Source organism: Immundisolibacter sp. (genome assembly GCF_014359565.1).
GTDB lineage: Bacteria > Pseudomonadota > Gammaproteobacteria > Immundisolibacterales > Immundisolibacteraceae > Immundisolibacter.
Map to the genome: position 1 here is coordinate 309,264 of NZ_JACIZD010000003.1, position 14,394 is coordinate 323,657.

General features: G+C 63.1%; 13 protein-coding genes. 5 read left to right on the forward strand and 8 right to left on the reverse strand.

Annotated elements, in window-relative coordinates; all coding sequences use genetic code 11:
* The first annotated feature begins 56 nt into the window (after window positions 1-56).
* The 4 genes from H5U26_RS07545 (at window position 57) to H5U26_RS07560 (ending at window position 4,930) form a co-directional block, all read left to right on the forward strand.
* On the forward strand, window positions 57-1,706 hold the full coding sequence (locus tag H5U26_RS07545; RefSeq protein WP_290618245.1) for a UbiD family decarboxylase: 1,650 nt from the start codon (window positions 57-59) through the stop codon (window positions 1,704-1,706).
* Between the two features lie 374 nt (window positions 1,707-2,080).
* Window positions 2,081-2,659, forward strand: a complete 579-nt coding sequence (locus H5U26_RS07550) for a hypothetical protein (protein ID WP_290618246.1) — start codon at window positions 2,081-2,083, stop codon at window positions 2,657-2,659.
* Window positions 2,660-3,201: 542 nt separating this feature from the next.
* Entirely contained in the window at window positions 3,202-4,530 is a 1,329-nt protein-coding gene (locus H5U26_RS07555; RefSeq protein ID WP_290618248.1) for a YaaC family protein, read from the forward strand.
* Window positions 4,531-4,678: 148 nt separating this feature from the next.
* On the forward strand, window positions 4,679-4,930 hold the full coding sequence (locus tag H5U26_RS07560) for a type II toxin-antitoxin system Phd/YefM family antitoxin (RefSeq protein ID WP_290618251.1): 252 nt from the start codon (window positions 4,679-4,681) through the stop codon (window positions 4,928-4,930).
* A 315-nt stretch (window positions 4,931-5,245) separates the two neighbouring features.
* On the opposite strand, the gene H5U26_RS07565 is transcribed toward H5U26_RS07560, so the two are convergent.
* Window positions 5,246-5,716: a YetF domain-containing protein gene (locus H5U26_RS07565; protein WP_366055906.1), complete on the reverse strand. Its 471-nt coding sequence runs from the start codon at window positions 5,714-5,716 to the stop codon at window positions 5,246-5,248.
* A gap of 901 nt (window positions 5,717-6,617) precedes the next feature.
* Here H5U26_RS07565 and H5U26_RS07570 point away from each other — a divergent pair.
* Window positions 6,618-7,208 carry a hypothetical protein gene (locus H5U26_RS07570; RefSeq protein ID WP_290618255.1) on the forward strand — a complete coding sequence of 197 codons (591 nt, stop codon included), beginning with the start codon at window positions 6,618-6,620 and terminating at the stop codon, window positions 7,206-7,208.
* Window positions 7,209-7,305: 97 nt separating this feature from the next.
* Here the strand turns inward: H5U26_RS07570 and H5U26_RS07575 are convergent, their stop codons facing one another.
* The 7 genes from H5U26_RS07575 to H5U26_RS07605 all read right to left on the reverse strand — a co-directional run.
* Window positions 7,306-8,184 (reverse strand): CHAD domain-containing protein, encoded by an 879-nt coding sequence (locus H5U26_RS07575; protein WP_290618257.1) that lies wholly within the window; start codon window positions 8,182-8,184, stop codon window positions 7,306-7,308.
* A gap of 10 nt (window positions 8,185-8,194) precedes the next feature.
* The gene (locus H5U26_RS07580) at window positions 8,195-9,391 is read right to left on the reverse strand and encodes a class I SAM-dependent rRNA methyltransferase (RefSeq protein WP_290618259.1); all 1,197 of its coding nucleotides are present in this window, start codon (window positions 9,389-9,391) and stop codon (window positions 8,195-8,197) included.
* Window positions 9,392-9,630: 239 nt separating this feature from the next.
* Window positions 9,631-10,836, reverse strand: coding sequence for a fused response regulator/phosphatase (locus tag H5U26_RS07585; protein WP_290618261.1), 1,206 nt, complete (start codon window positions 10,834-10,836; stop codon window positions 9,631-9,633).
* A 7-nt stretch (window positions 10,837-10,843) separates the two neighbouring features.
* Window positions 10,844-11,287 (reverse strand): ATP-binding protein, encoded by a 444-nt coding sequence (locus H5U26_RS07590; RefSeq protein WP_290618263.1) that lies wholly within the window; start codon window positions 11,285-11,287, stop codon window positions 10,844-10,846.
* A gap of 20 nt (window positions 11,288-11,307) precedes the next feature.
* On the reverse strand, window positions 11,308-11,655 hold the full coding sequence (locus H5U26_RS07595; protein ID WP_290618265.1) for an STAS domain-containing protein: 348 nt from the start codon (window positions 11,653-11,655) through the stop codon (window positions 11,308-11,310).
* 290 nt (window positions 11,656-11,945) lie between these two features.
* Window positions 11,946-13,304, reverse strand: coding sequence for an IS1182 family transposase (locus H5U26_RS07600; protein ID WP_290618267.1), 1,359 nt, complete (start codon window positions 13,302-13,304; stop codon window positions 11,946-11,948).
* Window positions 13,305-13,488: 184 nt separating this feature from the next.
* Window positions 13,489-14,394: IS110 family transposase (locus H5U26_RS07605; protein ID WP_290618269.1), on the reverse strand; the 906-nt coding region annotated here is incomplete at its 5' end.

The following is a 14,394-nucleotide window of genomic DNA, read 5'->3' on the forward strand; positions in this document are numbered from 1 at the left end:
GCGCTCACGCCACGGATGGCGGCCAATCCAGCTTTCCCAATCAAGAGGAACCCGCCATGTCCGCCGTTCTGAAATCCACCCTGCGCTCCAGCGACGTGCCCATCGATTTTCGGGAGCACATACAGAACCTGCGCGCCCGCGACCTGCTGTGGGAAATCGACGCGCCGATCACCATCGAGACCGAAGCCCATCCGCTGGTCAGGCTCCAGTTCCGCGGCCTGAAGGAAGACCAGCGGCGCGGCTTTCTGCTCAAGAACGTGCGCAGCGCCGACGGGCGCAGCTTCGGCGGCGATCTGGCCATCGGCTGCCTGGCGGCGTCGCGGAAAATCTTCGAGACCGGCCTTGGCATGCAGCCGGGCGACAACCTGCTGGAGCTGGTGTCCCACGCGCTGCGCAATCCGCTGCCGCCGGAAGTGGTCACCAACGCGCCGTGCCAGGAAGAAGTCCACATGGGCGCCTCGCTGACCGAGCACGGCGGCCTGGGCGAATTCCCGATTCCGATTTCCACGCCCGGCTACGACAACGGGCCGTACACCACCTTCTCGCACTGGGTCACCAAGGACCCCGAGACCGGCATCTACAACATCGGCAACTACCGCGGCCAGGTGAAAGCCCCGGACCGCATCGGCTGCTTCACCTACCCGCCGCAGCACCTGGGCCTGCACTGGGTCAAGTGCAAGCGCCTGGGCATTCCGCTGGAAGCGGCGCTGGTCATCGGCGTGCCGCCGTACGTGTCCTACGCCGCCAACGCCAAGATTCCCTACGAGGCCGACGAGCTGCACGTGGCCGGCGCCCTGTCCGGTCGGCCGCTGCCGGTGGTGCAGGCCAAGACCGTCGACCTGCTGGTGCCGGCCTACGCCGAGATCGTCATCGAGGGCCGCATCTCCACCATGGAGCTGGAGCCGGAAGCGCCGTTTGGCGAGACCCACGGCTTCATGTCCCAGCCGGTCATGTCCTACTTCATGGAAGTGACGGCCATCACGCACCGCAAGAAGCCGACCTGGTGCTCCATCCTGTCGCAGTTCCCACCGTCGGAGAGCACGCGCCTGCGGTCCATTTCCTTCGAGGCCTCGTTCTTCAAGCACCTGAAGTACGACTGCAACCTGGCCGGCGTGCTCGACGTGCACTTCCCGCAGCAGACCTCGGCCTACTACACCTGCTTCATCAAGATCCGGCGCAACACCAAGGCCGACCCGTGGCAGGCGCTGTACGCCGCCGCGGCCTACGACCCGTTCGTCAAGATGTTCGTCGTCACCGACGAGGACGTGGACATCCACGACCCGGAAATGATGCTGTGGGCCACCGCCACGCGCGCCATGCCGCACCGGGACATGCGCATCATCGACGGACGCATGTCGGCCATGGACTTCTCCGCCATCCGCGCGGAAGAGGCCGAAGGCTTCAAGTACATGGAGCCGAACGGCTCGTCCGCCATCCTCATCAACGCCTGCCGGCCGTGGGCCTACCCGCCGGTGGCCCTGCCGCGCAAGGACTTCATGGAAAACGCCATCCAGCGCTGGCAGGAACTCGGCCTGCCGGCACTGGAACTGAAAAAACCCTGGCACGGCTATGACCTGGGTTTCTGGTCCGAGCAATGCGAACGCGAGGCGCAGATGGCCGTCGAAGGCCGGCACTACGAGATCGGCGAAGCCGCCAAACTGCGGCGCGTGAAGGCGACGGATGAGAATACGGGTGGGGTGACGTGACAGGAGGACGGGCAGGGTCGGCCGGATGGGTTGCGGCCTGATGGCTTCCACCCATCCTATGGCGGGCTTGTCCCACTCCATCGGGTGGCGCTTGCCGTGAAAGTAGATGTATATTTTTCACTCACTGAGCATACGCACGCTCGGTACGCAGGCTGTAGTGCTTCAGCCGGGTAAGATACCAAAGCTGATCGAGCAGCCGGGGCACCGAAGGATCGCCAGGAGCCTGTTCATGTGTAGGCCCAGCTTATCGGACATGGTGAATGTTATGAATCATGAGGTTGGCACACGACGCCCAGGTTACCGGACGTGTCCGATAATTTATTTACCCTGATAAATTCCGGATAACTCATGTTAGCCACAGTGCAGGAGGGCAGATGACGGATCGAAGCGATATCTTGCGGTACTTCATTGACGAGTACTTTGAGGGAGACGCAAAGAAAGCCTCTGAAGCGACAGGCTATTCCGTCGCTCAGTTTAAGGCTTGGATTTCGAGGCAGCGTTTGCCCCGGAAGAGTACCATTGAGTACTTAGTCCACTGCGTCTTTACGCCTGAATTCAGGGTAATTGTCGAGTTTGGTGAGTTCAATCAATCTGAGCCGATCTTAACCCAGCTTCGGAGATTACTGAAAGGTCACGAAGAGCGACCGGGTATTTATGCTTTTTATGACTCCATGGCGAACCTCGTATATATAGGAAAAGCAACCAAACTTCTACGTGAATGTGACAATGCAATTCGGCGCGAGGTGCACGTCCGTTTTCCGAATGACGTAAAAAACAAGCCAGAGAATAGAGCGGAAGTTGTACGTTACATCTCTGCTTACGATGTTGGAAAATCTAATTGGGTAGATTACCCAAAGCATGTTGAATCGCTCATACTTCGAATTTCAAAGCCTGTTTTAAACAAGAATATAGGCCAGTTAGAAAAGGCGTATGTGATTCCAGAGGATGGGTAAGGGTGTTTGCAAATTCAGGCAGTGGCCTAGCTCGGCGAAATATTCGGCACCCCGGAGGCGTAAAAATGACGTCTTTTGGGGTATCTATTTATAGTTAGGTGCTTATGCCTAGTCAGTCTTTTTTCTTGGTTTATGTCGGTTCCGAAATTGAGTCTTCGGAGTTCGCCCACCTTCATCGCTTCCTTCATCCCGGCTCGCAGCATGAGAGTGGGTGGAAAGCCTTTGTTTGTTCCGAGGTGACGCCAAGCAACCACCCGGGATTTGTTCTCCTTCAAGCGAAGGACTTTGCGGGAAAGGGCACAAAAAGCCTCCATCTACGCTATAGCCTTGTTGCGTCAATACTTGAATATCAGTTTCAAAAAAACCCAATTGGGTTTATTGGCCCAGAGAATTTCCTATAACAATCAAAGGTTCGTCGTCCATGTTCATTCGCCACTCACCTAACATGGCGGTCAAGCGGACACCGGAAAGCTGCATTTCCCGGCACCCTCGCTCCGCCCGGTGCCACTTACCTTTATGTTGGCTTTCTTCAGGACATGCTCATGCTCGATGAAATTCTTGTGGATAGTGTTACTACCGTACCAGCGGAGAACCACCCGCCCTTTGCAACGAAAATTGACTATGATGCGGAGAGCAAGAGGCGGGAAGCAGTCATAAAGAAGTGGGCTGCTCTTCCCAAAGATGATCGAGCCAACTTTAACGATAAGCTGGAGCAATATCTCAGCAGTGAAGGAGTTCTCAACCTAAAAGACCCGTCGGTCGTTTCCTCGAAGAACTACTATCTCCTTCAGCGTGAGATCGCCGCCCGCGTCTCCGCTGAAAACCTCTTTGAGCCGCTTCCGATCGACGAACTTCATTTTGAAAACGCCTTGATGGAGTTGATAGAAAACATCGAGAACGTCGCTCACATCAAGGAACTCTATAAATTGCGCAAGCGCACGGTGGGCAGCACGAAGAACGCTGGTATTACCACGGAAGACGCCGGGCGACTCAAGAACTGCATGAGGCAGGGGCGCGAACTCTATTTATCCGGGAGGTTTGGCTCCTTAATGGTCAAACCCTTGAACTTCTTTTACTCGCTGACAGCGTACGCATATGCAGTCGTCATTCTCAATAATCCAATCCGGTACTCGCTGGACGGGCTCCCGGGTTCGCATGGAATTAACTATCTTCCGGATGGAGTGAAGACGCAATTTGGTGGAGATATGCCCCATGGGACATTCAGTGACCTGTTCGCCGCCTTCCCAACAATGTCATTGCGCAACCATCAGTTTGAAATTACGCAGGACTGTAAAGACTCCTTGCTCACTTTCTACAAGGTCAGAACTACAGTAAGTCCCGGTACCTTGCTCAGCATGATTCCTGAGCTTCGCGATTACTACAAGCTAATTACAGGCCGAAACAGTAGAGCGCACCCATTGGAGTTATCCATTACCAACGATACTCGATCCGTTAAGTGGGAGTTTCAAATCGGGGATGGCGAGTTCCGCCCACCGCTGGGCGGCGTTGAAAAAGCATTCGACGGTTTTAATTTTTCCGAGCGGTACGGCAAGATCATCGTAGCGGTCCCCGGGTCGGACGCACATCGTATTAAGGCATGTATCTACTCGGACGCTAGAGGGAGGTTTTGGTATATCGAGAACCCGTTCTTCCCAATCATCTTGCCAGAGGTTTGCGTTCATTTCCTACTGAGCAATTCGTTTAGCAACATCATGCGCTACTCTCCAGACCGATGGGGGAATATCCTCCTCAACGAAGCAGACTCAAACGTTTCGTTGATTACGAGAAAGTATTTGTCTGCCTTTGAAAATAAGTTTCCCTTTCTCGTTCTTCGGTCAATATCGAGATTCCAGCCCTATGTAGCGGCATAAAAAAAGAAATCGTATGAATCGTAGCCTGGATGGAGCGCAGCGGAATCCGGGATGATCGGGCGGCCAGGCCGCGCCAAGCGCCAAAATTGATTGTTTCGTTCGATTCGACCAGACTTCACTCATTCTCCTGCTGACTGCCGGGTGACCCATGCAGACCTTTATCGCCAACGAAGCCAAAACCCGCTTCGGTGAATTGCTGGACCGCGTGCAGCGTGCGCCGGTGCAGGTGACGCGGCACAACCGCGTGGTCGGGGTGATGGTGAACGCCGAGGATTACGAGGCCATGCGCCGGTTTTATGCCGACCGCCTGCGCAAAACGCTGCACGATACGGCCGACGAAGCCGCAGCGGCCGGGTTGACCGAGGAAAAGCTGGCGCAGTTGCTGGCCGACGAAAGCTGATCAGTCATGCTGGTGCAAAAATCGTAGCCTGGATGCAGCGTAGCGGAATCCGGGATTCCCATCACTCCCCGAACTGCCCTTCGTCCACGCCGACGGCACAGTCGGGCGGAACACTGCCCTGCCGGATGTAGCGGTGCAGGGGGACCACCGCCAATCCACGGATCGCTGTGCCAGGCCGTGCTTCACCATGAGCAAGGAAGTCCCGGATTCCGCTGCGCTGCATCCTGGCTACACGCTGGCGTTACCCGAGTCGTCACCGGCGGTTTCAGGGGTGTTTAGGCAGGTGACCGGCCAGGCCCGCCCTTCGCGCACCGATCAATCGTCACGCCGCTTTTTGAGGACGCTGATACTTCCGTCGGCTTCCAGATAGGCCCGATGCATTTCCTCTTGCCGGCAATCGGCCTCGCGCAGCGACTTGTGCATGTCCGCTTCGCTGATGCGATGTCGCCGCAGTACGTCGGTCAGGATGGTGCCATCTTTTCCAATCAGCACGGCTGTGCCTTCGACGAGCTGCTCGAACTTGCGACTACGGGAGGCAACGAATCCCACGACCGCGTTCAGCAGCACAAGTGTTGCGGCGGCAATGAGCCCGCCCGGCACGGAGCTGTCATCCCCGGTAAGTCCGGGGCTCACAGATTCGCTCAGCAGCATGATGACGAGAAGATCGAACGGCGTGAGCTGGCCAAGGGAGCGTTTTCCCGATAGGCGCATCAGCAGCAACAGAATCAAGTAGATCGCCGTGGCCCGTATTGCAGGCTCCCACCAAGGGATGCTGATGTCCAACATTGGACGCCTCAATCAAGCGGCAGGAGCATTATTTTAGCCCGCGAAAGAAATCGTACCCTGGATGCAGCGCAGCGGAATCCGGGATCCCCACCACGCCCCGAACGGCCCGTCGTCCACGCCGACGGCACAGTCGGGCGGAACAATGCCCTGCCGGATGTATCTGTGCAGGGAGGACCACGCCCAATCCACGGGTTGCTGCGCCAGGCCGTGCTTCACTGGGTTGAAGTGCATGTAGTCCGCGTGCTGGGTGAAATCCGTGCCGTCCCGAATCAGGTGCTCCCAGAACCTGCCCGGCACAGCCGCACCTTGCGCGTGTTGCCGGACCGGAAATAGCCAAACAGCTGCATTGTCTGTGCTCCCGCCAATGCGCTGCGGCTGTATGTCGCATTCTCAAATGCCTGCCGCGTGGCCACACTCCCGCCCCGTTTTTTAACAAGGGAGCTTGAGCGCATGCGCAACCACATTCTTGCCACCGTCCTGCTGGCCTGCCCGCTGGCATATGCCGATGCGCCGCAGACCGGCCGCGCCGACGGCCACGCGCCGATCGGCGTGATGGCCGATCACCTGCACCGTGGCGGCGAATGGATGGTCGGCTACCGCTTCATGCGCGCCTGGCAGGACCAACTACGCGATGGCACCGACCGCGTGAGCAAACAGCGTGCGTATTCCAGCACGGCGGCGGGCGGCTATGGCTACCACGACGCCCCGACGCGCATGGAAATGAACATGCACATGTTCGAGGCCATGTACGGCTGGTCGGACCGCATCACGCTGATGCTGATGGCCAATTACATGGACATGAGCATGGATGCCGAGCTGCATGCGCATGGTCACGCAGCGCCAGTCCAGTACCGCATGGACTCCAGTGGCTGGGGCGATATGGAAGTCGCGGCGCTGTTTGATGCGGGCCACACGACACGGGCGCTGGGTCGGCAAGCTCGGCCTGAGCCTGCCTCTCGGCAGCATCACCGAGCGCGACGGCATGCCGCACGGCGCGCTTGGCGCGATGATTCCCGTGCGCATGGAATACAGCATGCAGTTGGGTTCCGGCACTTACGACCTGCGTCCGGCCATGACCTATTCCGAGCAGCGCGACGGCTGGTCGTGGGGCGCGCAGGCCAGCGCCGTGCTGCGCCTGGGCGAGAACGACCAGGATTACCGCCTCGGCCACCGGGGCGAGCTGACCGCCTGGGCCGCGCGGCTGTGGACGCCGGCGGTCAGCACATCGCTGTGCCTGCTCGGCTCGCGCTGGGGCAACATCCAAGGCCGCGACGATGCCATCGACGCGGGCATGTCGCCCGCCGCCGATCCGGATGCCCAGGGCGGACAGCGTGTCGATGTCGGGCTGGGCATGAACCTGTACGCGCCAACGGGCGCACTGAAGGGCCAGCGTCTGGCGCTCGAAATGCTGCGCCCGGTGTATCAGGATCTCGACGGACCACAGCTGGCCAATGACTGGACCCTGAACGCCGGCTGGCAATTCGCGTTCTGAGGTCGGCGCGCGGCGCAGGGACGCGCCGGCGCGATCGGCAGCGGCTGCTGATCGTGGCGCCGATCGACAACCGGTGGCGCTCGGCTGAGCCGGGGGCTCATTGCCCGCGCGTGGCGCACCGCCAGTAGGCTTTCAGGCGGCGTTTGTAGCTGGCGCTGCGTTCGGCATACAGCCGCCGGCAGATATCGAGCGCCTCGGGCGCCAGGCTGTCCTGGCGCTTTGCCGCGAGTGTGTCCACGCGCATCCGGTCGGTTGGCGGCAGGGTGCTGCTGGCAAGCCGCTCGCGCAGCACGGCGCAGTCGTGGTGCAGGCCAAGCAGGTCCGCGGCCCGGTCGGCCTGCGCGTGCAGGGCGCCCAGCGGCCCGGGCCATAGCGGTTGCAGCAGGCGCAGCTGGTAGATGTGGTGTTTCAGCTGCCGGCGCAGGGCGTGCAGGCGCTCGGCGTCGGGATTGCGCAGCGCCCGCTTCAGGGCACGGCGGCCGGCCCGGTAGGTGGTGGCGAATCCCCGGGCCAGCGTGTCGAAGTCACAGGCGCCTGCCGCAGGCCCGGTCAGCGTGGCGGCGGATTCCTGCAACGCGAGGCGCGCGGTCATCAGGTCCCCGGCGTCCAGCTGGGGGGTGCCGGGGGTCTGCCAGGCCTGACGCATGGCCTGCAGGGCACTGGCAGTCGCCTTCGGCGGGCGCGCCCTGCTCAGCGTGTCGATCGTGCGCAGCAGCACGGCGGCGTCGCGGCTGGGTGCCAGGGCACGACCGGCCGCGCGCAGTTCGTTTTCGCAGCGGGCCAGCGCGCGCGCGTGCACATCGCCGTCCAGCAGGCGCAGTGTCGCGCGGGCTTTCTTTATGTGCCGACGGGCGGCGTGGATGGCCGCCTCGTCGGGCGTACCGGCCAGCTCGCCCAGCGCGCCGCCGATTTCGTCCTGCAGCAGGCGCAGCAGCTCCGCCGCCAGGGGCCGTCCGATGTGCAGTTCGAACGCCACGTGCCGGCCCCTACAACACCCGGCAGAAGGCCACTTTCAGGTAATCCGCCTCCGGCATGCCCGGCATCTGCGGGTGGTCGGCGCCCTGGTGGCCGCGTTCCAGCATCTGCAGACGGCGGTTCAGGGGCAGCGCCGCGCGGCGCAGCAGATCCCGGAAATCGGCCTCCGGCAGGTGATGTGAGCAGGAGGCACTGACCAGAAAGCCACCCGGCACGACCAGCTGCATGGCCAAGCGATTCAGGCGCTGGTAGGCCTCCATGCCGGCCTCGGCATCGCGCTTGCGCTTGATGAAGGCCGGCGGGTCGACGGCGACCAGATCAAAACGCTCGCCCGCGTCCAGCAGGGAGGCCAGCACGTCGAAGGCATCGCCCTGGCGGCTTTCGACGGTCTCGCCGAGCCCGTTGTGCTGCGCATTGCTGTCGAGCAATGCCAGCGCCGGCGCGGACGCATCGACGCAGATCACTTGCCTGGCGCCTGCCGCCGCGGCTTGCAGTCCCCAGGCGCCGACGTAGGAGAACGCGTCCAGCACCCGTCCGTCGCCGACGTAGGCGCGCAGGCGCTCGCGATTGGGACGCTGGTCGAAGTACCAGCCGGACTTCTGGCCGCCGTGCAGCGGTACCGTGAAGTCGAGCCCGCCTTCCAGCACCTGGCCGAACTCGGGCACGCTGCCGTACAGCACCTGCGGTTCGCCGGTCTCGAGGCCTTCCAGCTCGCGTCCGAAGCCATCGTTGCGGGCCAGGATGCCGGCCGGCCTGAGCAGCTCGACCAGGGCGCCGACGATAGCGTCGCGCAGGGCTTCCATGCCGGCGGTGCTGACCTGCATCACCAGGTGGTCGCCGTAGCGGTCCACGACCAAGCCCGGCAGGCCATCGCCCTCGGCGTGGACCAGACGGTAATGCGGCGTGCGGTACAGGCGCTGGCGCAGCGTCAGCGCGTCGGCCAGGCGCCGTTGCAGCAGTGCCGTCACCGCATCGGCGTTGCCCAGCACCCGGCGCGACAACAGACGCGCGCAGATCAGCGAACGCGGGTTGACGTAAGCCGTGCCCAGTGGCCCGCCGCGGGAACTCTCGACGGTGACCAGTTGCCCCGGTGAAAAGGCCGTCAGCGGCGTGGCGGCGATGTCCACCTCGTTGCTGAACACCCACAGGTGCCCGGCACGCAGGCGCCGCTCTTCGTTACGTTTCAGGCGCAGCGGTGCAAAGCTCACGGTGGGCGGTCCGACTGATGGGTGGAACGGAATTATGAACGGTTCGTTACGAGACGGCTGGCGGCGGCGCAAGGGCGCCTCGCGATCTGGCGACGGCGGGCCTGCAAGAGACTTCCCAGACCGTGCTGGCGCGGGCCGCTGGCCATGCGGAAAGTCGGCAGCGCGGTGTGCCGTCAGCCTGTCGCGGGGCGTCTTCGGGCGCCGGCCGTGAGCCTGCATCCGGCCCTTCTGAACTTGGCCTACCGCCGCATCCAGGCCAGCAGCGCGATGTCGTCCGATTGTTCCGCCCCGGCCGCAAAGGCGTGTATGCCATCTGCAACTGATGCCACCAGGTGATGCGGCAATTGGCTGGTAGAGCCGGTCAGCAACTGTGCCAGCCGGGCGTCTCCAAAGGCCGTTCCGCCGCTGTCGAATGCCTCGGTGACGCCGTCCGAGTACGCCAGCAGGCGGGCGTGCGGCGGCACGTCGACAGTTTCCACGCGGATTCGGTAGCCCGGCATCACGCCCAGCGGCAGGCTGGGCGAGACGCCAAGCGTCTGGACCGAACCGGGCGTGCACAGGTACGGGGCCGGATGCCCGGCGCAGGCGTAGCTCAGGCGGTCGGCGTGCAGGTCCGCAATGCCCAGGAACAGGGTGACGAACTGCGCGCTGTCGTTGGCCTCGGCCAATGCCTCGTTGGTTTCGGCCAGGATCGCGGCCACGGCCTGGGCCGGATCCTGGCCGGCGCGCCAGTGTTGGCGGGCGGTTGCACGCAATAGGCTGACGGTGCGGGCCATGTACAGGGCCGCTTCCGCGCCCTTGCCGGACACGTCGCCAAGCGCCAGCAGGTAATAACCGTCGCTCAGCGGGAAGTGGTCGATCAGGTCGCCGCCGATTTCCCGCGCCGGCTTGAGCCGGGCCGCCACGCACAGCGGTCCATGCGGGCCCGGTTCCAGCTGGTCAGGCGGCACCATCGAAAGCTGCAGACGGCGGGCGGCCAGCAGGTCGCGACGCGTGCGCTCCAGTTGCGCCGCCATCAAGTCACGCAGCTGCTTGCGCTCCAGGGTCGCGCGCACGCGCGCTTCCAGCAGCGGGGCATTGATGGGTTTGGTCAGGTAGTCCTGCGCCCCCAGTTCGATGCAGCGAATCACGCCGGCCATTTCGTCTGCCGCCGAGACCATGAGCACCGGCAGTTCGGGCAGCTGACCTTCGGCACGCAGGGTAGTGAGCACGCCGTAGCCGTCGAGCACCGGCATCATCAGATCCAGCAGCACCAGGTCGTAGGCGTGCGCGCGCAGGCACTCGAGCGCTGCCTCGCCGTTGTCGACGCAGTCCACCCGCTCCAGGCCCATGCGTCGCAGGCGGCGCGCAAGCAGATCGCAATTGAGTGGGTTGTCATCCACCACCAGCACGCGCTGCGTACGCGGTTGCGGCGTCGGCAGCGTCTCGCCGCTGGCAGGGGTCATGTCGCGCCTAGCCAGCCGGACTGAAGCGCAGTCGGTTCCAGGCGCCGACGCGTGCGTAACTGAGCTGGCGCGTGAACTTGCGTACCAGGTCGATGCCCAGGCCGCCGATGTGCACATCGGAAAGCTCGGTGACGGCCGGCGGCGCGGCCTGTTCCAGGGGATTGAAAGCTGGCCCTGCGTCCCAGAGGGTGACCTCGACCGTGTCGGTAGCGGGCGTGGCATCCACCACGATCGATGCCGGTCCGGCCGCCGGGTAGGCGTATTCGATGATGTTGGTCACCAGCTCGCACAGGCACAGATCCAGTGCGTGGGCGCCGCGCGGGCTCAGTTGATGGGTGTCCGCCACGCGCGCGCACCAGCTGGCCAGATTCGCCAGCGCCGAGTAATCGCCGTTCAACACACAGCGCTCGGCGCCGGGCGGTTGCGGCGGCAGCGCGGGCGACTGTGACACGCGGCCCGTCCCGGGGCGGGTCAGCTGTCGTTCAGCAAGGCCGCACAGGCCTCGTCGAGGGTGGCAAAGACGTTGATGATCTGCTCCACGCCGGTCGCATCCAGTACCGCCCGCACATCCTCCTGGGGGGCTGCCAGTACCATTCTGCCGCCCCGCCGCTGCAGGGTGCGCGCGTTGGCGAAAAACAGCCGCAGACCGACCGACGCCAGAAAATCGACCTGTGACAAGTCGATTACAACCGGGGCTTTGCGCGTGGCAGTCGCGGCCGTGAAGGGCATGGCAATGTCCTCGACCCCAAGGGCATCCATGCGCCCAACCAGGCTTATCTGGACAAGGTCATCGCTTCGATCGGCGACAGCCATTTTCATGAGTGATCCTCTGCTGCTGCAGCGATTTGGTGAGCCCGACCCAGTCCGGCAGTGTACGTATTCATTTATGACAGTCTGATGACAAGGCCCAGCGTGGGTTGGCGCTTGCTCATGCCGGCCTGAACGGCGGCCTTGCCGAACGCGCTAGCAGCCTGTCGGACTTGAAAACGCGGGCTACCTGCTGCGTGCTGGTGCGGTCATTTTTTGACCGCCATGATCTGGGCCGGATTCGCGCAGCGGGACGAAAAGCCGCGTGCAGGGCATGAAACCGGACCTTTCCTTGGCTTTTCTCATCCGTTCAAGAGCGCCATCCGCTTCAGGTTGAACGCCAGGCACACCAATCCCCATTCAGCCTGGACGTTTTTGAGGCCCCGCACCAGGAATTGTCGGAAGCGCATCACCTGTTTGATGATGCCGAAGGTGGGCTCGACCGTGCACTTGCGCAAGCCATAGGCGGCCTTGCCTTCAGGCGTGGCAAGGCGATGGCGCCTCTTCTCCAGAGCGGTGGGGGTGTCCGGCATCGCGGGCGTCGGCGCCAGACGCCGATCCAGCCAGCCCGAATGCGATTCACGCTTCTGGGCGATCAACGGCGTGATCTTCGCGGCCTCGCAGGCTTCGACATTGGCCTCACTGAAGTAGCCGGTGTCGGCCGCCAGCGCGATGGGCGTGTCTTTGTCCTCGCCGATCTGCTGCGGCAGCGCCCTGAGCGGTTCGAGCATCGGTGTGATCTGCTGCTTGTCGTTGGCAGCTTGCACGCAGTCGTAGGCCAGAATCAGCATCGAGGCGGCATCCACCGCGGCCTGGGCGTTGTAGCCCTGCACGAAGTCCGAACCCGCCGGCAGAATCCGGGATTCGGGGTCGGTGAGATTGATCTGGTCGCTGTCCCTGGGGCCGCCCTGCGGCGGCTGGGGTTGTTTACCACGGGGCTTCTGGCCCTGCTGGCGCTGTGCCTCGCGCGCCTGGACCTTGGCCTCGTATTCCGCCTGGGCTGGCGCATCGCGCTCGGCGGCACGGGCTTCGATATCGGCCTTGGCCTTTCGGATCGCAGCCAGCCGATCCTCCCGGCGCTGCAGTTCTTCTGGCAACGACAGATCGTCGGGCAGGCCTTCCGCCGCTGCAGCCCGGCGCTTCAGTTCCGCGATCTCGGCCTGGATCTGCGCCTCCAGCTTCTGCGCGTGGCCATACGACAGCGCCGAGTGCTTCGAGGCATTGGCCTTGATCCTGGTGCCGTCCAGGCTGACGACGCCGAACTTCACCAGCTTCATCCCGGCCGCGATTCGCAGCACCTGCCGGAACGCCGATTCGATCTCGCCACAGAACAGCTTGCGGAAGGTATTGATCGTGTCGTGATCCGGATGGGTGTTGGCGGCCACATAGCGAAACGCCACCGAGTCGTACGTGGCCCGCTCGATCGCCCGGCTCGAATACACGCCGGTGGCATAGCCGTAGATCAACAGGCCCAGCAGCATCGACGGGTGATACGGCATCGAACCGCGTCCGGCGTACGCCGATTCCAGCCGCGACAGGTCCAGCTGATTGACCACGTCCACGACAAACCGCGCCAGATGGCCGTCAGGCAGCCACTCCTGCACCGAGGGCGGGAACAGATACTCCGTATCGCGATCCACCGGGACGAATCGGGCTGCCATATAAACCCCTAAATCGTTATCGTATCAATGCCTTATGATACAACACCCACACCGGATTCAAGGCCCGGGACCACGGCGAAAGTCCGACAGGCTGCTAGACCTCGCAAAGCCGAAGTCGGCTTGCGGCAGGTGTCTGGCGCCCGGAAATCCAGAATGGATTGCTTCAGATACTGTCTTCCTCCGATCATGGCAAGCCGATGGCTGGGTCGAAGGGACGCCCGGATTTGAGAACGCCCCAAATCAGGTGTACGAGCTTGCGCATGGCGGCGACCACGACTTGCTTGGGACGTTTGCCCCTGGCCGCAAGACGCTCACAAAAGGCGCGTAGCACCGGGTTGTGCCGCTTGGCCACCAGGGCCGGCATGTACAGGGCCTTGCGGATGGCGCTCGAGCCTTGTTTGCTGATCGGGCTTGCCCCGGTCCATTGCCCGGACTGGCGTACCCGCGGGTTGAGACCGGCATAGGCCACCACCTGGCGGACGCACTCGAACCGCTCCAGCGGCCCAAGATAGGCCAGCACACGGCCGATGGTTTCCTGGCCGATGCCCGGAATACTTTCCAGCAGTGCGGCCTTGTGGCGTTGGTCCGGGTCGTGGTCGATATGATCCCGGATCGCATCACGCAGGCGCGCGATCTCATCCTCCAGGGCCTTGAGGACGTTGGCCACCGAGCGCAAGGCCTCGCCTTGCACCTGCTGCGCGCGCGCCTGCTCCATCGTGCGCATCACCAGCAGGTCGTCCAGACGGCTGACGAGCGCGTGCAGGCGCTCCTCCTGCGCGCTGGGCGGTATCCAGCGGCGGGGCGGGTGCTGCCTTGCATAGCGGGCAATCAGCCGCGCATCGGCCCGGTCGGTTTTCACCCGTGCCCCGAGCAGGCGGGCGAAGGCCTGAATGCGGGCCGGGTTCTCGATGGCCACCACCACCCCGGCCTCGTGCAGTGCGCACGCCAGGGGCTTGCCGTAGGGGCCGGTGGCCTCCAGACACACCCCGGTCTGCATCCAATCCACCCCCTGCGCCCGACCCCAGGCAAGCAGCGCCGCGAAGCCTTCGGCATCGTTCGGGAACACCTTGCTCTTGCCCCGCCCGTCGGG